The following is a 23894-nucleotide window of genomic DNA, read 5'->3' on the forward strand; positions in this document are numbered from 1 at the left end:
ATCCCTATTCAAAGAGTTTAGTCACACCAAGCCTATGAAGCACATTCGTAATTTTTCGATTATCGCCCACATCGACCACGGTAAGTCGACCCTTTCTGACCGCTTAATCCAAGTTTGTGGAGGATTAAGTGAACGTGAGATGGCAGCTCAAGTCCTCGATTCTATGGATATAGAACGCGAGCGTGGTATTACAATTAAAGCGCAGAGTGTGACTTTAGATTACAAAGCTAAAGATGGTGAAACTTACCAACTTAACTTTATCGACACTCCTGGACACGTAGACTTCTCTTACGAAGTATCTCGTTCTCTAGCGGCTTGTGAAGGCGCACTACTTGTAGTGGATGCTGGCCAAGGTGTTGAAGCACAAACTCTAGCAAACTGTTACACAGCAATTGAAATGGAACTGGAAGTAGTGCCAATCTTGAACAAGATTGACTTACCTGCAGCTGAACCAGAACGTGTTGCTGAAGAAATCGAAGAGATCGTTGGCATCGATGCGATGGAAGCGACTCGCTGTTCTGCGAAAACCGGCTTGGGTGTTGATGATGTTCTAGAAAACATCGTAACGGCAATCCCGCCACCGGAAGGTGATCCTGAAGCGCCTCTACAAGCGTTGATCATTGACTCTTGGTTCGATAACTACCTTGGCGTAGTTTCTTTGGTTCGTATTAAAAACGGTAAGCTGAAGAAGAACGATAAGATCAAAGTAATGTCGACAGACCAAGTATGGGGTGTTGACCGTCTAGGTATCTTCACGCCTAAGCAAATCGATACTACAGAGCTAAATACTGGCGAAGTAGGTTGGGTTGTTTGTGGTATTAAAGACATCCTAGGTGCACCAGTTGGTGATACGTTGACGCTTGCAAAGGGCGGCAGCACTGAACGTCTACCTGGCTTCCAAAAAGTGAAGCCTCAGGTATACGCAGGTCTATTCCCTGTATCATCTGATGACTACGAAAACTTCCGTGACGCGTTAGGCAAGTTAAGCCTGAACGATGCGTCACTGTTCTTTGAACCAGAAAGTTCAGCAGCACTTGGTTTTGGTTTCCGTTGTGGCTTCTTAGGAATGCTTCACATGGAGATCATCCAAGAGCGTCTCGAGCGTGAATACGACCTAGATCTAATCACGACTGCACCAACAGTTGTGTATGAAGTTGTAAAAACAGATAAAACGGTTCTTTACGTTGATAGCCCGGCTAAACTGCCAGCGGTTAATGACCTAGAAGAAATTCGTGAACCAATTGCACGCTGTAATATCCTGGTACCTTCGGATTACCTAGGTAACGTAATCACACTGTGTGTTGAGAAGCGTGGCGTACAAGTAGACATGGTTTACCACGGTAACCAAGTTGCTGTGACGTACGATCTTCCTATGGCAGAAGTAGTTCTCGACTTCTTCGACCGTCTGAAGTCAACGTCTCGCGGTTACGCATCATTGGATTACAACTTCCAACGCTACGAGCCATCAAACATGGTACGTGTAGACGTATTGCTGAATGGCGAAACAGTTGATGCACTAGCGATCATTACGCACAAAGATATTGCTCAGTCTCGTGGTCGTCTACTGGTAGAGAAGATGAAAGAGTTCATCCCTCGTCAGATGTTCGATATCGCGATTCAAGCAGCGATTGGTAACCACATCATTGCTCGTTCTACAGTGAAACAACTGCGTAAGAACGTAATCGCAAAATGTTACGGTGGTGATATCAGCCGTAAGAAGAAACTTCTTAAGAAACAAAAAGAAGGTAAGAAGCGTATGAAGCAGATCGGTAACGTTGAACTGCCTCAAGAAGCTTTCCTTGCAATCCTTCACGTTGGAAAAGATTAACTTTATCCAGCGGTAAACGAATAATTGAAAGTGGAAGAGTAGCTCGCTATTCTTTCACTTTCGTTATTTTTAAAGAAATGAAATTTAAGGGATATCAATGGCTAATACATTTTCGCTTATCTTAGTGATCGTAACTCTAGTGACCGGCATTGTATGGGCGTTGGAAAAGTTTGTGTGGGCGAAGAAGCGCCAGCAAAAACTTGCTGACGTTGAAGCACAATCGAATGGCCTAGACGCTGAAACTAGCGCAAAAGTTACGGCTCAGCCTTGGTGGGTTGAGAACAGTGTGTCCATTTTCCCGGTAATTGCATTTGTTTTGATCTTGCGTTCATTCATCTATGAACCGTTTCAAATCCCTTCTGGCTCGATGATGCCAACCCTTTTGGTTGGTGATTTCATCTTGGTAGAGAAGTACGCGTACGGTCTAAAAGACCCAGTATGGCGCACTCAATTGGTAGAAACAGGCAAGCCAGAACGCGGCGATTCAATCGTATTTAAGTACCCACCTCAGCCAAACATCGACTACATTAAGCGTGTTGTTGGTATGCCTGGTGACACGATTCGCTACAGCAGTCGTAAAGAGATCTGTATTCAGGCGAAGGGTACAAGTAGCTGTGAACCAGTGAAACTAAGTAATGTTGAAGAGAGCCAATTTATTCAAGATGGTGTGCCTCTGATTCAGCTGAACGAACAGCTTGGAGACGTAGAGCACCAGATTTTAGTTAACCCATTACGCCGTGATCGTGTGCAAGCATATCAGCCTCGCAATGGTGTTAACGAATGGGTCGTTCCAGAAGGCCAGTACTTTGTGATGGGTGATAACCGTGACAACAGTGCCGATAGCCGTTACTGGGGCTTTGTCCCTGAAGCAAACCTTGTTGGTAAGGCTGTTGCTATTTGGATCAGCTTCGAGTTCGAACGCGGTTCAGACAGTGTACTTCCAACATGGATTCCTACTGGTGTGCGTTTTAATCGCATCGGTGGGATTCATTAATCGATCACATAACACATCGAGAGAGCATGAATTCTCCAATTGATAAACTAGAGAGAAAGATTGGCTATCAGTTTAATGATGCCGATCTTATCCACTTGGCGCTGACTCACCGCAGCGCCGCAGGTAAACATAACGAACGTCTTGAGTTTCTGGGCGATTCAATTTTAAGTTTTGTTATCGCTGATGATCTTTACCACCGTTTCCCTAAGGTAAACGAAGGTGATATGAGCCGCATGCGCGCAACATTAGTACGTGGTCATACATTGGCAGAACTAGGTCGTGAATTCGAACTAGGAGATTACTTAAAATTAGGTCCAGGTGAGTTGAAGAGTGGCGGTTTCCGTCGTGATTCTATTCTAGCGGATGCGGTTGAAGCGATCATCGGCGCTGTCTATTTAGATAGTGATACAGAGACGGTTCGCGGCATTATTTTAAGCTGGTACCAATCTCGCCTAGATGCTATTCAGCCTGGAGTATCTCAAAAAGATCCGAAAACTCGCCTACAAGAGTTTTTACAAGGTCGAAGAAATCCTCTACCTGTCTACACAGTGACTAATATTAAAGGTGAAGCACACAACCAAGAGTTTACGGTTGAGTGTGAAGTGGCAGGTGTGGATAAACCTGTTATCGGTAAAGGCACTAGCCGCCGCAAGGCAGAACAAGCGGCTGCTGAAACAGCATTAGAGCAACTAAGCAATGTCTGATAACAACCAAGATTTCGATATCGATGCATTCTTTTCATCTGATAGCAAAAAAACAGGCCTACCGGAAAACCAACATTGTGGCTTCATCGCTATTGTCGGTCGCCCAAACGTAGGTAAGTCGACGCTTCTGAACCATATTCTGGGGCAGAAGATTTCAATTACATCGCGTAAGCCACAGACGACACGTCACCGTATTATGGGCGTGGAAACTGAGGGTGATTACCAAGCGATCTTCGTTGATACTCCTGGACTTCATATTGAAGAAAAGCGTGCAATCAACCGTTTGATGAACCGTGCGGCGAACAGCTCACTGAGTGATGTGAACCTAGTATTCTTCCTTGTCGACGGTACTCACTGGACTGACGACGATGAAATGGTTCTGAACAAACTGAAGAAGACTGACTTCCCAGTTGTACTTTGCATCAACAAAGTAGATAACGTTCAAGACCGTACTAACGTCATGCAACACATGATGGAAGTCTCTAAGAAGATGGACTTCATTGATGTTGTGCCAATCTCAGCGAAGCAAGGTAAAAACATTGATGTACTGCGTAAGCACGTACGTGAACATTTACCTAAAGCTACACACCACTTTCCTGAAGAATACGTGACTGATCGCTCGCAACGTTTTATGGCCTCTGAAATTATCCGTGAAAAGCTGATGCGCTTTACGGGTGACGAGCTACCATACTCAGTAACGGTTGAAATCGAACGTTTCGATTACAACCCAGATAACGATGGCTTCCACATTAATGCTCTGATTCTTGTTGAGCGTACAGGTCAGAAGAAAATGGTGATTGGTAAAGCGGGCGAGAAGATCAAAACGATTGGTCGTGAAGCGCGTATCGATATGGAAGAGCTATTCGGCCGTAAAGTTTACCTAGAGACTTGGGTCAAGGTTAAATCTGGCTGGGCTGATGATGAGCGTGCACTTCGCTCGTTAGGTTACATCGACGATCTATAATATATTGAACGTCACTTTCTGAGATTAAGAAAGTTGAACTGAAGATAAATCCAAGAGAGAGTGCGAACTCTCTCTTTTTGTATCTGTAATAAGGGTAAGTGATTGAGCGAAGGGTTACAGCGATGCTTTGTGTTGCACCGTCGACCATACAGTGAGTCGAGCCTGATCTTGGACGTCTTCAGCGAAGAGTTCGGTCGGGTGACGTTGATGTCTAAAGGCGCTCGCAGCAAGCGTTCCAATTTGAAAGGTGCATTACAACCTTTTACACCGCTACTGCTTAAGTGGTCTGGTAATGGTTCGATGAAAACCTTACGCCAAGCTGAGCCGATTAGCTTGGGGCTCCCTCTCGCCGGTATCAATCTGTATTCAGCCCTGTATGTGAACGAGCTAATCGGTCGTGTATTGATGGCGGAAGTGGCGATGCCAGCACTTTTTCACGACTATCTTCATGCTTTAACAGAGCTGGCGCATAATGAAAATCCTGAGCCAGCGCTGCGTCGTTTTGAGTTGGCTCTATTATCCGCTATGGGTTATGGCGTCGACTTTTTACACTGCGCGGGCACTGGTGAAGCGATTGATCCGAGCATGACTTATCGCTATCGAGAGCAGAAAGGTTTCATCGCTTCGGTGCGTCGAGACAACCTGACTTTTATGGGCGATGAACTAATCGCAATCAGTGAACGTAGGTTTATCACTAAAGAGCAGTTAAAAGCGGCAAAACGCTTTACACGCATAGCCTTAAAGCCGTATCTTGGCGGCAAACCATTAAAAAGTAGAGAGCTATTTATGCCAACAATAGCCCTCTCTAGAGCACGGAGTATTGGAAAATGAGCTCAATCCTTTTAGGCGTTAATATCGACCATATTGCAACACTACGTAATGCACGTGGTACTAAATACCCAGATCCAGTACACGCAGCTGAAATTGCTGAACGTGCGGGTGCTGACGGTATTACTATTCACCTGCGTGAAGACCGTCGTCATATCGTTGACCGCGATGTACGTATTCTGGCTGAAACTCTTCAAACTCGTATGAACTTGGAGATGGCCGTAACGGATGAGATGGTTCAAATTGCCCTCGATACTAATCCTGAGTTTGTTTGTCTGGTTCCAGAGAAGCGTGAAGAACTGACCACTGAAGGTGGCTTGGACGTGGTTGGTCAACTTGAAAAGATCAAAGCGGCGACGGAAAAACTGTCTGCTGCTGGCATTAAAGTATCTCTGTTTATCGATGCTGACCGTGAGCAAATCGACGCAGCAAAAGCGTGTGGCGCACCGTTCATTGAACTGCACACTGGCCATTATGCCGATGCTAAAACAGAAGAAGACCAACAAGACGAGCTGAAAAAGATTGCTGCAGGCGCAAGCTACGCGGACGATCTTGGTATCACAGTCAATGCTGGTCATGGTCTGACTTACCACAACGTAGCACCGATTGCGGCTCTTCCAGAGATCTACGAGTTGAACATCGGTCACTCAATCATGGGACGTGCAGTGTTTGATGGTTTGAACAAGGCCGTTGCAGACATGAAAGCCGTGATGGAAACAGCACGCAACAACGCTTAGTTTTCTAAACAGTAAGCGTTAAGTCGTAAGCGACTAATTAGTAGAATTAATAGATAGAAGTTTGGTAGTAGGGTAAACATGGCTGTTGTTGGATTAGGTACAGATATCGCAGAAATTGAACGTGTTGAAAAGGCATTGTCACGAAGTGGTGACGCTTTTGCTCAACGTATTTTGACCGATTCTGAATTTGAAGTATTCCAGCAACTTAAGCAAAAAGGGCGTTACCTTGCAAAACGTTTTGCTGCAAAAGAAGCGGCATCTAAGGCGTTAGGCACGGGCATCGCGCTTGGTGTGACCTTCCACGACTTTGAGATTTCAAACGATGAGCATGGCAAGCCAGTTCTGAGGCTGCATAAAAAAGCACGTGAAATCGCAGAGGCGAATGGTACAACATCGATTCATCTGACTATCTCGGATGAGCGTCACTACGCTGTGGCAACGGTGTTGCTCGAATCATAATTGATTATCGATAACTACCTATTAAGGTTAATCGAAACCTAGCGTTCGACTCGCTGCTAAACAAAAAAGCAGAGCTTATATGCTCTGCTTTTTTATTGCTTTGAGTTTGAGGCTAAATCAATCTAATCACTGACTGGTTTCAAGTAGTGAATAGCCGTCGCTTGAACCTTATCCAGCTCATCCTGAAGTTCAAAAAGCTCAGGTTCAATCTCTTCAACAGAAGTACCAGAACGCAGCTCTTTCTCTATCGTCGCACACACCGATTTTAGCCTTGGTACGCCGCTGTACGAGCTGCTGCCATGCATTTTGTGAATGATGTGTATCAGTTCTTCAACTGGGTAGTCACTGTCTTCTATCGCTTTGTCTGCTACTTCATAAACCTCTGGGATAAAGTCGACCAGCATTTGCAACATATCGCGTGCGAGGTCTTCTTTATTGGCGGCCTGTTTCATCGCCGCTTGCCAATCAATGATGATATTTTTGTGCACGCTGGCTTCAGCTTCTGATACTGAGCCGTTATCGATCTCAGCAGAGACTGCGGGATGGTCTGGATCTATTTTTTCGATGTGCTCAACCTCAGAGGTTGGGCTCCAATGAATCAGAACCTGTTGTAGCACATGCTCTTCAATAGGCTTGGTTAGATAGTCATCCATACCTGCGTCAAGTAGTCGGTCACGCTCCCCCATCATGGCGTGAGCGGTAACGGCAATTACAGGCGTGTTTGCATTGTTCGCCAGCTTTTTGATGTTCTGACAAGCGGTCACACCGTCCATCTGTGGCATTTGAATATCCATGAAGATGATATCAAATTGAGTCTCTGTCGCTTTGTCTATCGCCTGCTGACCACTGGTACAACTGATGACGGTTTCTACGCGTTCTTTTAGCAGCGCAGTGATCAGTTTAAGGTTGGCAGGGTTGTCGTCGACCGCCAATACCGTAAGCGGAAGCTTCTCTTCTGAATGTGTTTCAATAGCCGGTGCAATCAAGGTTGGTGCTTGATTCGATACCAGAGTTTGCAGCAACTTCTTACGAGAAAGAGGCTTAGTGATGCACTGAACATCGACCTCTTTCATTAGCTGCTCACCCAGCGCTAGCTCGGTACTTGGTGTACCAATTATCACGTTTTGAGCAATCTTCTTCGCGCCTATCGCCCAACCACTCACAGTATCAAATTGATATTCTTGGTTCGCGGCTAGGTTCAGCAGTACGTAGTCATACGAGGTGCTCTCGTCTGGCATAACCGAACGATACGTGACCACTAAGCCCTCTTGGGTTAGGATTTGCTGAGTAATTGAGGCCGCTTGCATATTTGGTTCTATAAGCAGCAGTTGTTTGTCTTGTAGACACTGAGTCTCTATTAGCTCAGTCATTGGCATATCAGTCGTTGATAGTCTTAAGGTGAACCAGAAGGTTGAACCTTGGTGCAGACGACTGGTTAGGCTGATCTCTCCGCCCATTTGGCTGACCAGTTTTTGGGTGATAACCAGACCTAAGCCTGTACCACCATAGCGACGAGAGATACTTGCATCGGCTTGGCTAAAGGCTTGGAACAGCTGAGCTTGTTGACGCTCAGAGATACCAATGCCGGTATCACGAACCATGAATTGCAGCTCGATACTGTCTTCGCTTTGTGAACGAAGCTCAACGCTGATATCAATGTTGCCGCGTTCGGTAAATTTGATTGAGTTGCCAACTAGGTTGGTCAGGATCTGTTGAATACGCAGTGGATCGCCCACCACGCCCGGTGGTACTTTAGGGTCGATCTTAAGTGTCAGCTCTAGGCCTTTCTCATGAGCGTTGGTTGCTTGAAGGTTTACTACTTCTTCAAGGCTAGCTTGGAATTCAAATGGGATGTTTTCTAGAGCCAGTTTGCCGGCTTCAAGTTTCGAGAAGTCTAAGATATCGTTGATGATGCTGAGCAGGTTGTTTGCCGAGCGTTCAATGGTTTGCAGGTAATCGGTTTGACTGTTCGATAGGTGAGTCTTGAGCATCTGACGAGTAAAGCCAATCACCCCATTCAGCGGCGTTCTCAGTTCGTGAGACATATTAGCCAAGAATTCAGATTTAACACGAGCTGCTTCTTGAGCACGTTTCTTTGCAATGTCTAACTCAACGTTTTGAATCTCTAGCTGCTCAAGGGTTTCACGTAGATCGGATGTTGCTTGGTCGATACTGTGCTGCATCTCGACGTGATACTCTGACAGCGATACCGCCATCGCGTTGATACCGTTTTTCAGTGAGTCTAGCTCGCCATGCATTTTGCCTTCGATACGCACATCTAGGTGACCACGACGAATTCGGTCGACCATGTTTTTCATGTGTGTGATCGGTTGGGTTACGTCGTGCATCAAACGGAAGGCAAATACCCCAGAAAGTCCAAGACCCAGAATCAACACCAAGAACGCAGAGAACACTTCTTGATATTGCTGCAATCGAAGAGAAGATAAGTCTAATTCAATCGCAATATAACCGATCGCTTGGTTGGCTTGAGACTGACCGTTGGCTGAATTGATGTATTGGCCTTCGGCTATGATCGGCGTTCGCAGAATCAGCGTGTTATCGAGCAGGTTCGATGAGCTCAAATGCGGGATCGGTTTATCTTTCGGATAAGTCAGGCTTTCAAAGTCAGGATGAAAGTTTGAGGTTACAAACAACTCATGACGTTCATCAAACACCGCGATGCTACGCACTAACTTAGAATTCTTCCTATGTGCATAGCTAATAAGCTGACGAACAGACTCTCGACTTTCGAGCTTCATGCCTGATTCACTCGCAATCGCAAGTGGTTCAATGATGCTAGTACCAGTGTTAACCACTTGCCCCTCAAGGTCTTGATAGCGGTTAAATGAGAAAAATGCACTCAATAGCAACCCAATAATCAGGGTTGGAGCTAGAGTTAAGGTAATTACACGGGCTCTTAAGCCATATCTGGTCATGTTCTTTAATTACATCGAGGTCTGGATATGGGAAAATAACGCACACAATGGCGGTTAAGTGAACGGTAAGCTTAATCAAAGCCGTGACGTTCGACAATGATTCCAAGACATAATAGTGAGTCCTGGATACCAATTACTTATTAAAAGATACATTAGGCACAAGCAATGGCACGTTTTTTCCAACCAAAAAAGAAAACTCAACTCGAGACCAAGCATCAATCGGTTTTGGTTGAACGAATGGATCACAATGGCGCTGGTATCGCTTATCAGAAGAATAAACCAGTTTTCATTGATGGCGCATTGCCCGGTGAGCAGGTGGTTATTCAACTTACTGAGAGCAAAAGTAAGTTTTCGCGAGCTAAGCTTATCAAGTTATTGAAGCCGAGCGAGCAGCGTTTAAAGCCGTTTTGTAAGCACTTTAATCAGTGTGGTGGCTGTCACCTTCAGCACCTCGGTTATTCTTCTCAGGTTGAGCATAAATCGCAATCTCTGACGCACCTGATGAGCCAATACCAAACGGCTAATACTGAAGTTGCACAGCCTATTATAGGTGATGAAACCGGTTATCGACGTCGCGCACGTATCAGCCTATTTGTTGATAAGAAGACACAGCAGCTTCAGTTCGGTTTCCGTAAGAAGCAGAGTAAGCAGATTGAAAACATCACAGATTGTGCCGTGCTTGATCCTCGCCTCAATGTATTGCTGCCAAAACTGAAAAATTTACTAAACACTTTCAACAACCTTACGTCTTTAGGACACGTTGAATTGGTGTTGGGCGATACTGGCCCTGTTATGGTGCTACGCCACCTCAAACCTTTGGTTGAAAAAGATGAACAAGCGCTGATAGCGTTAGCGAAAGAAGAAGGCGCGACGTTGTATTCGATGCCTGAAACCGATAAGTTGGTTCGTTTGGTTGGTGAAGCGCCAACCTATAGTGAAACGGGTGTTACCTTACCTTTCGAGCCAAACCATTTCATTCAGGTGAACCAGAAGGTCAACCAGCAGATGGTGGCTCAAGCGATTGAGTGGCTAGAACCTCAAGCGGATGAGCGAGTGCTAGACCTGTTTTGTGGTCTAGGTAACTTCAGTTTGCCTATAGCACAACAATCGGCGTTTGTGGTTGGTGTGGAAGGCGTTGATGAAATGGTTCAGCAAGCCACATCTAACGCAGCGTTAAACCAGTTAAGCAATACGGAATTTTACCAAACTAACCTTGAAGAAGACTTATCTTCACAGCCTTGGGCAAAAGAGAAATTCGATAAAGTATTGCTTGACCCGGCACGTGCGGGAGCGAGTGGGATCGTTGATCAAATTTCAGCGTTAGGAGCGAAGCGTGTGGTTTATGTTTCGTGTAATCCTGCTACTCTAGCTAGAGATTCTGAGAGCTTAGAAAAACAAGGTTATCAGTTAGCCAAATTGGGTATGTTGGACATGTTCCCGCACACCAGTCATCTAGAATCGATGGCTCTCTTTATTAAGGCTTAGAAGCCTCTAAATAAGGCTTAAAAATGAATCACAAAGGCGCAGGGAAACTTGCGCTGATATCAATATGGTCGAACTAACTTGGAACCAGTTAGTCATATTGAGTTGGGTATAAAACATAATAACTAGGAAGGCATGATGGTTGCGGTACGAAGCGCACATTTAAACCCAAGCGAACAGTTTGAGCTAGAAAGTTGGATTGCGTCACTGAATCAAGACGTAAAGACCTCGAATAAACTGATCAAAGTTTATCGTCACTGTGAAGAGCTATTAAAAGATCACGAGCAAGCATCGCTGTTGCTTTGGCGTGGCCGTGAGATGATCGAAATCTTGGTTACGCTGTCCATGGACCGTGCCACTTTAATTGCAGCACAACTTTTTCCCGTCGTCTCAAGCGGCGTTTTTGAGCGCGAAGCGTTTGAAGAAAGCTACGGTAAAGAAACCGTAAAGTTGATTGATGGCGTTGAAGAAATGGCGGCTTTAGGCCAGTTAAACGTGACTCTTGAAGGCAGCGCTGCCTCGGGTCAAGTTGATAACGTTCGTCGTATGCTACTGGCGATGGTGGATGATTTCCGCTGCGTAGTTATCAAGCTAGCTGAGCGAATCTGTAACCTTATTGAAGTAAAAAAAGCGCCTGATGCTGTACGTCGCGCGGCAGCAAAAGAGTGTTCTAACATCTATGCTCCACTGGCGAACCGTTTAGGTATCGGTCAACTTAAGTGGGAAATCGAAGATTACGCATTCCGCTATCAGCAGCCAGACACCTACAAGCAGATTGCGAAACAGCTGTCTGAGCGTCGTATCGTTCGTGAACAATACATCACAGATTTCGTTGATGATTTAACAGCAGAAATGCAGCGTTCAAACATCAATGCTGAAGTCAGCGGTCGACCAAAACACATCTACAGTATCTGGCGTAAGATGCAGAAGAAAGGCTTGGACTTCGATGAGCTTTTTGACGTGCGTGCTGTGCGTATCATCGCCGATCAGCTTCAAGACTGCTATGCCGGCCTAGGTGTGGTTCATACCAAATACAAACATCTACCAAGTGAATTTGATGACTACGTGGCGAACCCTAAGCCAAATGGTTACCAATCGATTCACACCGTGGTTCTGGGCCCTGAAGGCAAGACCATTGAGATTCAGATCCGTACCAAGCAAATGCACGAAGACTCTGAGTTGGGTGTGGCTGCGCACTGGAAGTACAAAGAAGGTGCTTCAAGCGGGCGCAGTGGTTACGACGAGAAAATCACTTGGTTGCGTAAACTTATCGATTGGCAAGAAGAGATGTCGGACTCTGGCGAGATGCTGGATGAAGTTCGTAGCCAAGTATTCGATGACCGCGTATACGCATTTACACCGCGCGGTGATGTCGTCGATTTACCTATGGGTGCAACTCCGTTGGACTTCGCTTACCACATCCACTCGATGGTTGGACACCGCTGTATCGGTGCAAAAGTAGCGGGACGTATCGTACCGTTTACCCATAAATTATCGATGGGTGATCAGGTTGAAATCATCACTCAAAAAGAACCGAACCCATCACGTGACTGGTTAAATCCAACTACAGGGTTCGTTCATTCAAGCCGGGCTCGTGCGAAGATCAATGCTTGGTTCCGTGCGCAAAGCCGAGAGAAGAACCTCGAAGCGGGTCGAGACATCCTTGAGGTTGAACTAGCGAAAGTCGGTGCAACCCTAAAAGATGCAGACCAATACGCGCTAAGACGCTTTAACGTCAACACGCCAGATGAACTCTATGCTGGTATTGGCAGTGGTGACTTGCGCATTAACCAAGTGGTTAATCACATCAATGCGTTGGTGAATAAGCCGACGGCGGAAGAAGAAGACAAGAAAGCGCTAGAGAAACTGCTTGAGTCGGAAAACAAGCCAGCACAGCAGAGTCGTCCTAAGAAAGACGCGGTAGTGGTTGAGGGCGTTGATAACTTAATGACGCACCTAGCGCGTTGCTGTCAGCCAATCCCAGGCGATGTTATTAAAGGTTACATTACGCAAGGTCGTGGTATCTCAGTACACCGTGCTGACTGTGAACAGTTGAGTGAGCTAAGCCTGCATGCGCCAGAACGTATTATTGATACTGTCTGGGGCAATGGCTTCGTCGGTTCTTACATCCTAACTCTGCGCGTTGAAGCGCTAGAGCGTAATGGCTTGTTGAAAGACATCACCTCACTGTTCTCGAACGAGAAGATCAGCGTGACAACAATGAAGAGCCGCATCGATTACAAGCGTCAGCTATCGGTAATGGATTTCGATTTGGAAGTGACCAATATTGAGATTCTGAGTCGAGTGACAAGTCGTGTCGAGCAGATCAAAGATGTAATGAGCGTCAAAAGACTAGGCTAGCTTTTACGTCGTACTTGGCTTTCTAACCGTGTTAACTGCACTATACTCGCTTCATCACATAGGCAAGCTATGCTCAGAAGTCTCGTAAGTTTGTTGCCTTGTTAGAAGAACCAATTACTTAGTAAAAACCGAACAATGCATTGAATGACGCGTTGGTTTAACAAGAAAAATAGAAAGGTGAGTGGTTTTGGCTGCTCACCTTTTTTAGTTTTAACAGAAGTTTTAAATTTAAAAATCAAAGACAGTGAATAGGAAGAAAAGATGAATCACCCGATTGAACAACTTGAACAGATTATGACTAAGCTGCGCGATCCAGAAGGTGGCTGTCCTTGGGATTTGAAACAAAATTTTGAAACCATTGTTCCGCATACTATCGAAGAAACCTACGAGGTGGTGGATGCTATTCATAATAAAGATTGGCCAAACCTACAAGAAGAGTTAGGTGATCTGTTGTTTCAGGTGATTTTCTACAGCCAGCTAGCGAAAGAGCAGGGGCTATTTGAGTTTTCTGATGTGGTTGATGGCATCAATGAGAAGCTAACGCGCCGCCATCCGCATGTGTTCTCTGATACCGAGTTTGCGAGCGATGAAGAGATTAATGCCAATTGGGAAGCCGAAAAAGCCAAAGAAAAAGCGCAAGCAGGCAAAACTCCAGAAAGTATTCTAGACTCAATACCAAACTCTCTACCTGCGCTTTCACGTGCTACAAAGATTCAAAAACAGGTAGCGAAGTATGGCTTCGATTGGGACTCTATTGGCCCAGTGGCTAACAAGGTTTTAGAGGAAGTCGATGAGGTGCTAGAGGAAGCTCTTCAAGTGACGCCTAATGAAGATTTGGTTGAAGAAGAGTTAGGTGACTTGCTGTTTGCGACGGTCAATTTGGTGCGACATTTAGGCAAAAATCCAGAAACGACGCTCAATAAAGCCAATCTGAAGTTTTCACGTCGCTTTAAAGGGGTGGAACAAAAAGTTCGTCAGCAGGATAAAATTTTGACCGATTTTTCACTACAACAGCTTGATTCCATGTGGGATGAAGTCAAGGTGGCGGAGAAAAGATAACCAAAGCTTTTATCATGAATTGATTTGAAGCAAAAAATAAAAAATAGCAGTGTGATAGATTTCACGTTGTGGCGATAAGGGGCTTCTGGTATATTTTCATCCCGTCCAGAAGTAGTCCATTTCCCTCATTCAACCAATTTCAGGTTAAACATGACGACAAATTACATTTTTGTTACTGGCGGGGTTGTATCCTCTCTAGGTAAAGGTATTGCTGCAGCATCTCTTGCGGCTATTTTAGAAGCTCGTGGTCTTAAAGTGACTATGATGAAGCTTGACCCTTACATCAACGTTGATCCAGGCACTATGAGCCCGACTCAGCACGGTGAAGTGTTCGTTACGGAAGATGGCGCTGAAACTGACCTTGACCTTGGTCACTATGAGCGATTCATTCGCACCAAGATGACTAAGCGTAACAACTTCACTGCAGGTCGTGTTTACTCAGACGTACTCGCGAAAGAGCGTCGCGGTGATTACCTAGGTGCAACTATTCAGGTTATCCCACACATCACTAACTCTATCAAAGAGCGTGTAATTTCTGGCGCAGCTGGCCACGATATCGCGATCGTTGAAGTTGGTGGTACGGTTGGTGATATCGAATCTCTACCATTCATGGAAGCGATTCGTCAGCTAGCAGTAGAACTAGGCCGTGAACGCGCAATGTTCATGCACCTTACTCTAGTGCCATACCTAGCAGCTGCGGGCGAAGTGAAAACTAAGCCAACGCAACACTCTGTAAAAGAGTTGCTGTCTATTGGTATTCAGCCAGACATCCTAGTTTGTCGTTCAGACCGCAACATTCCTTCGAACGAGCGTAAGAAAATTGCTCTGTTCTGTAATGTGCAAGAAAATGCAGTTATTTCTATGCGCGATGTTGACTCTATCTACAAGATCCCTCAGCTTATTAAAGCTCAAGGCACTGATGAACTTGTATGTAAGCGTTTCGGCATTACAGCTCCAGAAGCAGACCTGTCTGAATGGGAACAAGTAATTTACGAAGAAGCTAACCCAACGGGTGAAGTGACGATTGGTATGGTTGGTAAGTACATTGAACTACCAGATGCATACAAATCAGTAAATGAAGCACTAAAACACGCAGGCTTGAAAAACCGCCTAAGCGTTAATATTAAATACGTAGATTCACAAGACGTTGAGTCTCGTGGCGTAGAAGTTTTAGAAGGCCTAGATGCAATCCTAGTTCCTGGTGGCTTTGGTGACCGTGGTGTTGAAGGTAAGATTCTTGCTGCTCAATACGCTCGTGAAAACAAAGTACCGTACTTAGGTATCTGTCTAGGTATGCAAGTAGCACTTATCGAGTACGCTCGTAACGTTGCGAAAATGGAAGGGGCACACTCTTCTGAATTCTGTACTGAAACTAAGTACCCAGTTGTTGGTCTTATCACTGAGTGGACTGATGGCGAAGGTAAAGTTGAAGAGCGTACAGAAACATCTGACCTTGGCGGCACAATGCGTCTTGGTTCTCAGCTTTGTCACCTAGCGAAAGGGACGAAAGCTTACGAATTATACGGTAGCGCGACGATCCATGAACGTCACCGTCACCGTTACGAAGTGAACAACAATCTTCGTCCACAAATCGAAAAAGCGGGCCTAAAAGTATCGGGTCTATCTGCGGACAAGAAACTGGTTGAAGTTATTGAGAACCCGAACCACCCATGGTTCGTTGCTGCTCAATTCCACCCAGAGTTCACTTCAACACCTCGCGATGGTCACCCATTGTTTGCAGGTTTCGTTAAAGCGGCTGGCGAGTTCCAGCGCGGCGAGTTAGAGAAGTAAAAGGAATACAGGTAGCTGCGTAAGTTGTGCTGCTACCTTTAAATTTGACATTTATATATTCAACGAGAAGGAAACATTCAATGTCTAAGATCGTTAAAGTTCTAGGTCGTGAAATCATCGATTCACGTGGTAACCCAACTGTAGAAGCTGAAGTACACCTAGAAGGCGGTTTCGTAGGTATGGCTGCTGCTCCATCTGGCGCATCTACTGGTTCTCGCGAAGCTCTTGAGCTACGTGACGGCGACAAATCACGTTTCCTAGGTAAAGGTGTTCTTAAAGCTATTGAAGCTGTAAACGGCCCAATCGCTGAAGCTCTAGTTGGTACTGACGCTAAAGCACAAGCTGACGTTGACCAAATCATGCTTGACCTAGATGGTACTGATAACAAGTCTAAGTTCGGCGCGAACGCTATCCTAGCTGTATCTCTAGCTAACGCAAAAGCTGCTGCTGCTGCGAAAGGCATGCCTCTATACGAGCACATCGCTGAGCTAAACGGTACTGCTGGTCAGTTCTCTATGCCTCTACCAATGATGAACATCATCAACGGTGGTGAGCACGCAGATAACAACGTTGACATCCAAGAGTTCATGATCCAACCAGTTGGCGCTAAGACTCTTAAAGAAGGTCTACGTATCGGCGCTGAAGTATTCCACAACCTAGCTAAAGTTCTTAAGTCTAAAGGCTACAGCACTGCAGTTGGTGATGAAGGTGGTTTCGCTCCTAACCTTAAGTCTAACGCTGAAGCTCTAGAAGTTATCGCAGAAGCTGTTGCAGCTGCTGGTTACGAACTAGGTAAAGACGTTACTCTTGCTATGGACTGTGCAGCATCTGAGTTCTTCGACAAAGAAGCTGGCATCTACAACATGAAGGGCGAAGGTAAAACTTTCACTTCTGAAGAGTTCAACCACTACCTAGCTGAGCTAGCGAACAACTTCCCAATCGTTTCTATCGAAGACGGTCTTGACGAGTCAGATTGGGATGGTTTCAAGCACCAAACTGAACTTCTAGGCGACAAGCTTCAAATCGTTGGTGACGATCTGTTCGTTACAAACACTAAGATTCTTGCTGAAGGTATCGAGAAAGGCGTAGCTAACTCTATCCTTATCAAGTTCAACCAAATCGGTTCTCTAACAGAGACTCTAGCTGCTATCAAGATGGCTAAAGACGCTGGCTACACTGCAGTAATCTCTCACCGTTCTGGCGAAACTGAAGATGCAACTATCGCTGATCTAGCGGTAGGTACAGCTGCAGGTCAAATCAAAACTGGTTCTATGAGCCGTTCTGACCGTGTTGCTAAGTACAACCAACTTATCCGTATCGAAGAAGCTCTAGGTTCTAAAGCTCCTTACAACGGTCTTAAAGAAGTTAAAGGTCAATAATTCCTAGCGAATTGTTAACTTAAAGCTTTTGAAACGCTCTACTTCGGTAGGGCGTTTTTTTTGCCTGTAAAAAAGTGAGGTGAAGAACCTCTAGGCTCTAAAGCTATCTTTTTGATACCGAAAGTTCGTCATTCCCTAGACTAACGAAGAAAGGAGTAGGGAACTTCATTGTTACCACTCACTATTCTGTCCAATAATTCCCTGACTTCTTAATTCCCTGACACCGCATATCTCGCACCAATAAGCTCATTATGGTATATATGTGCCTTATTCTAGTTCCTTCTTTTTCAACCGGCGAAAGGTGTTATGCGAATTTTTGCTTTAGTACTGCTCATAGTGTTTGGCTGGCTACAACACACACTGTGGCTCGGTAAAAATGGTATCTCTGATTACTACGGTGTGAACAACGAAATCCAAGTTCAACAACAAGTAAACGAAAAGCTACATATTCGAAATGCAGAAATGTTTGCTGAAATTGACGATCTACGCCAAGGCTTAGACGCGATAGAAGAACGCGCACGTCACGAGCTTGGTATGGTCAAAGAAGGCGAAACGTTTTATCGCATCATTGGTGAGGAATCCCATTAATGTCGACTCAACTTCAAAGCGTGATTGCCGTTGTACCTGCAGCAGGCGTCGGTAGCCGAATGAGGGCTGATCGCCCTAAGCAATATCTTAAAATTCACGGCAAAACGATTTTAGAGCACACCCTCGAGAAATTACTGTCTCACCCACAAGTCGCTCAAATTGTCGTTGCGATCAGCGATGATGACCCATACTACCCTGAACTAGCACTCAATCAGAATCCACAAGTGATCAGAGTGTCTGGCGGAAGCGAGCGAGCGGACTCTGTGCTCTCTGCGCTAAACTATATCGCTGAGCAGCAACTTGGTGATTGGGTAATGGTTCACGATGCGGCAAGGCCTTGTGTTCAGCTAAGTGATATCGACAAGCTAATTTCTGGTGCGATGAGCCATGATGTGGGCGCTATTTTAGCGGCTCCAGTTCGTGACACCATGAAGCGAGGTTCCCAAGGGCAGATCGAGCATACCGTTGAGCGAGCCGATTTATGGCATGCTCTTACGCCGCAAATGTTCAGAGCAAAGCCTCTGTGGAATGCATTAAGTGAGGCGTTGCACCAAGGCGCTTCGATTACTGATGAAGCCTCAGCCTTCGAATGGAAAGGTTTATCGCCCGCTATAGTGGCAGGGCGCTCAGATAATTTTAAGATTACTCAGCCTGAAGATTTAGCGCTTGCTGAGTTCTATTTAAGTCAGAATAAGGAATAATGATGATTCGTATTGGCCATGGCTTTGATGTACATAAGTTTGGTGGTGAAGGCCCAGTAATTATTGGTGGTGTAAGCATCCCTTACGAGCAAGGTCTTATTGCACACTCAGACGGTGATGTTGCCCTTCATGCGTTGTGTGACGCTTTATTAGGTGCGATTGCTGCGGGTGATATTGGTCGTCATTTCCCAGATACTGACGACGAATGGAAAGGTGCAGATAGCCGTGAACTGCTGAAAGATGTTTATCGTCGAGTAAAAGAGCAAGGTTACGTGATTGGTAATGCTGATATTACTATCATGGCGCAAGCTCCAAAGATGGCGCCTCATATAGACTCTATGTGCCAAGCTATTTCTCAAGACTTAGAAACCAGCATTAGCAATGTGAATGTAAAAGCGACGACCACTGAGCGTTTAGGTTTTACAGGTCGCAAAGAGGGCATCGCATGTGAAGCGGTGGTCCTAATTACTAAAAGTGCGTAAGCACCAACACGAAAAGAACAGCATGTCAGATATTTTATCTTCATTGGCTTATCTAAACGGTAAACCAACTGCGAAAGCAAAACTAAAAGCAAAAGCCGAACACTTTGTCGTTAATGAAGACTTGGGTTTTGAGTTTACTGGTGAAGGCGAGCACCTAATGGTTCGTATTCGTAAAACTGGTGAAAACACGAGCTTCGTGGCAAACGAGCTGGCTAAAGCTTGCGGTGTTAAGTCGAAGGACGTGAGCTGGGCAGGTTTAAAAGACCGTCACGCGGTTACTGAGCAGTGGTTGAGTGTACACCTACCAAAAGGTGAGCCTGACTTTTCAGCTTTTTTAGCACAGTACCCAAGCATTGAGATCTTGGCGACAGCACGTCACAACAAAAAGTTACGTCCGGGTGATTTAGTTGGCAACCAATTCGAGCTGACTTTGTCTGAAGTAACAGATTGTGATGATGTCGTAAAACGTTTGGAAAAAGTCGCTCAAGTCGGCGTGCCAAATTATTTCGGTGCTCAGCGTTTTGGTAATGAAGGTAACAACTTATCTGAAGCTCGTCGTTGGGGCCGTGATAACGTTCGTACTCGTAACCAGAATAAGCGCAGCTTGTACCTTTCTGCGGCTCGCTCGTGGATTTACAACCTGATCCTGTCAGACCGTATTGAGCAAGATGCGTTTGCATCGGCATTGGTTGGCGATATTGTCATGAAAGACGGCGCTCAACTAGCGGTAACAGCGGACAATATTGAAGCAGTAAACCAAGACATCGCGAATGGCGCAGCATTGGTTACTGTTGCTTTGGCTGGTGATAATGCCTTACCAACAACAAATGAGTCTCAAGCGTTAGAGCAAAAACATCTTGATTCTGAACCTGACCTAATGGCGCTGATTCGCGGTAACCGCATGCGCCATGACCGTCGTGAAGCATCGTTAAAACCAGCGGGTCTAACTTGGGAAGTGAACGAAGATAATGTCACTCTTAAGTTCTCTCTAGACGCAGGTTGTTTCGCAACCGCTATCGTTCGTGAGTTGGTTGAAGAAGTACACGTAGAGAGAACCTACGAGCAATAACGATTCTGCTTGGAGCTGGGTCACTTGATATTGGAATTTAAGTGACTTGGCTTAGCATGGGAACAAAAGAAAGGATACAAGATGAAGATTTTACTCAGCAATGATGATGGTGTGCACGCTCAAGGTATTCATGAGCTGGCAAATGAGCTACGTGATCTTGCTGAAGTTATCATTGTTGCCCCTGACCGTAATCGCTCGGGTGCGTCAAATTCATTAACTTTAGAACAGCCTCTGCGTGTTCAAGAGATTGCTGAAAATACCTATTCGGTACAAGGAACACCGACCGACTGTGTGCATTTTGCGTTAAACGAACTGCTAAAGAATGATATGCCGGATCTGGTGTTAACGGGTATTAATCACGGTGCTAACCTTGGTGATGACGTGCTTTATTCAGGCACGGTAGCAGCAGCAATGGAAGGGCACTTTCTAGGCGTTCAATCGGTAGCGTTTTCTCTGGTGGGAAAAAAACATTTTAAGACAGCGGCAACGATTGCTCGTCGTATTGTCGAACAACATTTAGCAAACCCAATCCCGACCAATCGTTTGTTGAACGTGAACGTTCCTGATTTAGCCTTAGAACAACTGTCCGGTACTCAGGTGACACGCCTAGGTGCTCGTCATCACGCTGAAGATATGATCAAGCAAAAAGACCCGCGTGGTCACGATATCTATTGGCTCGGCCCTCCGGGCAAAGAGCAAGATGCCGGTGAAGGTACCGATTTTTACGCGATTGAGCATGGTTTTGTATCGGTAACACCGTTACAAGTTGATCTAACAGCGCATGAGTCGTTGGGTGCGATGGCAACATGGTTAGGGGAGAAGTAAGTGAGTAATCCGCAAGCTGAGCGTTTAATTACTTTTCTGATTGAAAATGGTATTCAGGATCAAAAGGTTCTTGATGCGATCTACCAACTGCCGAGAGAGAGTTTTTTATCACAGGCGATGTATCACCAAGCCTATGATAATAATGCGCTGCCTATCGGTCAGGGTCAGACAATCTCACAGCCGTACATTGTTGCTAAAATGACAGAGCTACTTGAATTACAACAAGATAGCCGTGTCTTGGAGATCGGAACGGGTTCTGGTTACCAAACTGCGGTATTGGCTCAACTTGTTGATCATGTTTATTCGGTTGAAAGAATAAAGTCGCTACAATGGGATGCAAAACGTAGGTTGAAGCAACTCGATTTCTACAATATCTCAACTAAACACGGTGATGGTTGGCAAGGTTGGTCTTCAAAAGCCCCTTTTGATGCGATTATTGTCACCGCCGCTGCAGAGTCGATTCCTCAAGCGCTTCTGCAACAGCTGAAAGATGGTGGTCGTTTACTGATTCCAGTTGGTTATGACGAACAGCAACTATTGAAGATCGTTCGACACGGCGATGAGTTTTTATCGAGTGTTATCGAGATGGTGAGATTTGTACCTCTTGTTCCTGGTGAGCTAGCTTAATAAAAGACTAATGGTGTAGGTGGATAGAGAGTCGATGCGTTCGAAGTTGTTAAAAGGAAGTACTTTACTGCTTAGCTGTGCCCTTGTTGGGTGTGCAGCGAATTCGCCTGCGCCCGTTTCAAGCCTAAACAAGAATTACTCATCGATTGATCGTGGTAGTTATCGTGGCAGTTACTATGAAGTTAAAAAAGGCGACACCCTTTACTTCATTGCTTATGTCACCAATAAAGACGTTAAAGACCTCATCGGTTATAACAAGTTGTCTGCTCCTTACACTATCCACCCAGGGCAGAAGCTTAAGTTGTGGCGTCCTAGCTATAATGCGCCAGCGTATGGTAAGTCAACGGTAGCGGCAGCAGCAGTTGCAGCGCCTGTCGCCGCATCCACAACGTCATCTGCGGCAAGTAAACCGAAAACCACACCACAAAAGAGCAAAAACTCTAAACCGGCTCCAGCTCAAACTACCACCAAAGTGGTGAAAAAAGATCCACCAAAGAAGGTTGAACAATCCAAATCAAAGGAGTATGTTGGGTCTAAAGGTAAACAGAATGTTACACCGTCCACCAAACCAACCAGTGATAAAGTATCCAAATGGTTATGGCCAACTAAAGGGAGAGTAATCAAGAATTTCTCTGTAGGCGAACAAGGAAATAAAGGCATAGACATAGCAGGACAGCGAGGTCAGCCAATAGTATCTACTGCAGGGGGAACGGTTGTTTATTCGGGTAATGCACTACGAGGCTACGGCAATCTAGTGATTGTGAAGCACAATGATAATTACTTAAGTGCATACGCGCATAACGACCGATTATTAGTATCTGAAGGGCAAAGTGTGAAACCAGGGCAGAAGATTGCAACAATGGGAAGCTCTGGAGCCAGCAGTGTTAGGCTGCACTTTGAGATTCGTTACCAAGGTAAATCAGTTAATCCAAAACGGTATTTACCTTAAATACAATATGAATGATTAACGTATTGTATTGAGTGACATAGTCATTTAGCGACATATGAAGTTGTAATGTCATGCTAATTTCGCCAGGGGGAGGCGTTATGAGTATAAGCAATGCAGTAACCAAAGAAGAGTTCGATCTTGACCAAGCAACCACGGAACCGGAAGCTCTTGGAAAAGCAAAACGAACAGTCACGAAGAAAACCGAAGCGAAAGAAGAAGTTGAAGTTACGTCTAAAAGCTTAGATGCCACTCAACTGTATTTAGGCGAAATCGGTTTCTCACCACTACTAACCGCAGAAGAAGAAGTGCTTTACGCACGTCGAGCTCTACGCGGTGATGAAGCAGCACGTAAACGCATGATCGAAAGTAACCTGCGTTTGGTGGTAAAAATTTCTCGTCGTTATAGCAACCGTGGCTTGGCACTTCTCGATCTAATCGAAGAAGGCAACCTAGGCTTGATTCGCGCCGTAGAGAAGTTTGACCCAGAGCGTGGCTTCCGCTTCTCAACTTACGCAACATGGTGGATTCGTCAAACCATTGAACGGGCGTTGATGAATCAGACTCGCACTATCCGTTTGCCAATTCATGTTGTGAAAGAGCTGAACATCTACCTACGTACTGCAAGAGAGCTATCACAAAAGCTTGACCATGAACCAACGGCAGAAGAAATTGCTTCTAAGCTAGATAAGCCAGTTGGTGATGTGAGTAAGATGCTTCGTCTAAACGAACGAGTGAGCTCTGTTGATACGCCAATTGGTGGTGACGGTGAGAAAGCACTGTTGGATATTATTCCAGACATCAACAATTCAGATCCTGAGGTTTCAACTCAAGATAGCGATATCAAGAACTCACTGATATTCTGGCTTGATGAACTAAACCCGAAGCAGAAAGAAGTGCTTGCACGTCGATTTGGACTACTAGGTTATGAACCGTCAACGCTAGAAGAAGTTGGCCGTGAAATCAGCCTAACTCGTGAGCGAGTTCGTCAAATCCAAGTTGAAGGTCTTCGCCGTCTACGTGAGATTCTTATCAAGCAAGGTCTGAATATGGAAAACCTGTTCAACGTAGAAAACGACTAATTGAACGGATGATGCTTCTCTAAATAGAAGAAAAATAAAAACGCTGACTTTA

General features: G+C 45.3%; 21 protein-coding genes. 20 read left to right on the forward strand and 1 reads right to left on the reverse strand.

Annotation, left to right across the window (positions count from 1 at the left end; genetic code table 11):
• The first annotated feature begins 34 nt into the window (after positions 1-34).
• From lepA to acpS, 7 genes are all read left to right on the forward strand, one after another.
• The gene (gene lepA / locus AB8613_RS11165) at positions 35-1828 is read left to right on the forward strand and encodes a translation elongation factor 4 (protein ID WP_017059045.1); all 1794 of its coding nucleotides are present in this window, start codon (positions 35-37) and stop codon (positions 1826-1828) included.
• Between the two features lie 97 nt (positions 1829-1925).
• Positions 1926-2822: a signal peptidase I gene (gene lepB / locus AB8613_RS11170; protein WP_017066013.1), complete on the forward strand. Its 897-nt coding sequence runs from the start codon at positions 1926-1928 to the stop codon at positions 2820-2822.
• Between the two features lie 26 nt (positions 2823-2848).
• Positions 2849-3526 (forward strand): ribonuclease III, encoded by a 678-nt coding sequence (gene rnc, locus AB8613_RS11175; protein ID WP_017059043.1) that lies wholly within the window; start codon positions 2849-2851, stop codon positions 3524-3526.
• Positions 3519-4490 (forward strand): GTPase Era, encoded by a 972-nt coding sequence (gene era / locus AB8613_RS11180; RefSeq protein WP_017059042.1) that lies wholly within the window; start codon positions 3519-3521, stop codon positions 4488-4490. Before rnc ends, era begins: the two co-directional genes overlap by 8 nt.
• Before the next feature lie 102 nt (positions 4491-4592).
• The gene (gene recO, locus AB8613_RS11185) at positions 4593-5321 is read left to right on the forward strand and encodes a DNA repair protein RecO (RefSeq protein ID WP_372383824.1); all 729 of its coding nucleotides are present in this window, start codon (positions 4593-4595) and stop codon (positions 5319-5321) included.
• Positions 5318-6055, forward strand: coding sequence for a pyridoxine 5'-phosphate synthase (gene pdxJ / locus AB8613_RS11190; RefSeq protein WP_048664490.1), 738 nt, complete (start codon positions 5318-5320; stop codon positions 6053-6055). The genes recO and pdxJ overlap by 4 nt, the downstream gene beginning before the upstream one ends.
• Before the next feature lie 78 nt (positions 6056-6133).
• Positions 6134-6514, forward strand: coding sequence for a holo-ACP synthase (acpS, locus tag AB8613_RS11195; RefSeq protein ID WP_048659396.1), 381 nt, complete (start codon positions 6134-6136; stop codon positions 6512-6514).
• Positions 6515-6636: 122 nt separating this feature from the next.
• On the opposite strand, the gene barA is transcribed toward acpS, so the two are convergent.
• Positions 6637-9450, reverse strand: coding sequence for a two-component sensor histidine kinase BarA (gene barA, locus AB8613_RS11200; RefSeq protein WP_372383825.1), 2814 nt, complete (start codon positions 9448-9450; stop codon positions 6637-6639).
• Positions 9451-9615: 165 nt separating this feature from the next.
• Between barA and rlmD the strand changes: the two genes are divergently transcribed.
• From rlmD to rpoS, 13 genes are all read left to right on the forward strand, one after another.
• Positions 9616-10935, forward strand: coding sequence for a 23S rRNA (uracil(1939)-C(5))-methyltransferase RlmD (gene rlmD, locus AB8613_RS11205; protein WP_372383826.1), 1320 nt, complete (start codon positions 9616-9618; stop codon positions 10933-10935).
• A gap of 135 nt (positions 10936-11070) precedes the next feature.
• Positions 11071-13293: a GTP diphosphokinase gene (relA, locus tag AB8613_RS11210; protein WP_060982689.1), complete on the forward strand. Its 2223-nt coding sequence runs from the start codon at positions 11071-11073 to the stop codon at positions 13291-13293.
• Positions 13294-13554: 261 nt separating this feature from the next.
• Positions 13555-14352: a nucleoside triphosphate pyrophosphohydrolase gene (gene mazG / locus AB8613_RS11215; RefSeq protein WP_372383827.1), complete on the forward strand. Its 798-nt coding sequence runs from the start codon at positions 13555-13557 to the stop codon at positions 14350-14352.
• A 150-nt stretch (positions 14353-14502) separates the two neighbouring features.
• The gene (locus tag AB8613_RS11220; protein WP_017063214.1) at positions 14503-16143 is read left to right on the forward strand and encodes a CTP synthase; all 1641 of its coding nucleotides are present in this window, start codon (positions 14503-14505) and stop codon (positions 16141-16143) included.
• An 80-nt stretch (positions 16144-16223) separates the two neighbouring features.
• A complete protein-coding gene (gene eno, locus AB8613_RS11225) occupies positions 16224-17522 on the forward strand; it encodes a phosphopyruvate hydratase (protein WP_017059033.1) in 1299 nt (432 codons plus the stop codon).
• Positions 17523-17828: 306 nt separating this feature from the next.
• The gene (ftsB, locus tag AB8613_RS11230) at positions 17829-18110 is read left to right on the forward strand and encodes a cell division protein FtsB (protein ID WP_010435786.1); all 282 of its coding nucleotides are present in this window, start codon (positions 17829-17831) and stop codon (positions 18108-18110) included.
• A complete protein-coding gene (gene ispD, locus AB8613_RS11235; protein WP_146490605.1) occupies positions 18110-18811 on the forward strand; it encodes a 2-C-methyl-D-erythritol 4-phosphate cytidylyltransferase in 702 nt (233 codons plus the stop codon). Before ftsB ends, ispD begins: the two co-directional genes overlap by 1 nt.
• Before the next feature lie 2 nt (positions 18812-18813).
• Complete coding sequence (gene ispF, locus AB8613_RS11240) at positions 18814-19293, forward strand: 2-C-methyl-D-erythritol 2,4-cyclodiphosphate synthase (RefSeq protein WP_086711987.1); 480 nt, start codon at positions 18814-18816, stop codon at positions 19291-19293.
• 22 nt (positions 19294-19315) lie between these two features.
• The gene (gene truD / locus AB8613_RS11245; RefSeq protein WP_372383828.1) at positions 19316-20362 is read left to right on the forward strand and encodes a tRNA pseudouridine(13) synthase TruD; all 1047 of its coding nucleotides are present in this window, start codon (positions 19316-19318) and stop codon (positions 20360-20362) included.
• Between the two features lie 81 nt (positions 20363-20443).
• Positions 20444-21187 carry a 5'/3'-nucleotidase SurE gene (surE, locus tag AB8613_RS11250; RefSeq protein ID WP_086711985.1) on the forward strand — a complete coding sequence of 248 codons (744 nt, stop codon included), beginning with the start codon at positions 20444-20446 and terminating at the stop codon, positions 21185-21187.
• The gene (locus AB8613_RS11255; RefSeq protein ID WP_372383829.1) at positions 21188-21814 is read left to right on the forward strand and encodes a protein-L-isoaspartate(D-aspartate) O-methyltransferase; all 627 of its coding nucleotides are present in this window, start codon (positions 21188-21190) and stop codon (positions 21812-21814) included. It abuts the gene before it with no gap.
• Between the two features lie 34 nt (positions 21815-21848).
• Positions 21849-22763, forward strand: coding sequence for a murein hydrolase activator NlpD (gene nlpD, locus AB8613_RS11260; protein ID WP_050620526.1), 915 nt, complete (start codon positions 21849-21851; stop codon positions 22761-22763).
• 98 nt (positions 22764-22861) lie between these two features.
• A complete protein-coding gene (rpoS, locus tag AB8613_RS11265) occupies positions 22862-23842 on the forward strand; it encodes an RNA polymerase sigma factor RpoS (protein WP_017059027.1) in 981 nt (326 codons plus the stop codon).
• Positions 23843-23894: the final 52 nt, after the last annotated feature.

This window comes from Vibrio sp. BS-M-Sm-2, assembly GCF_041504345.1.
GTDB lineage: Bacteria > Pseudomonadota > Gammaproteobacteria > Enterobacterales > Vibrionaceae > Vibrio > Vibrio satsumensis.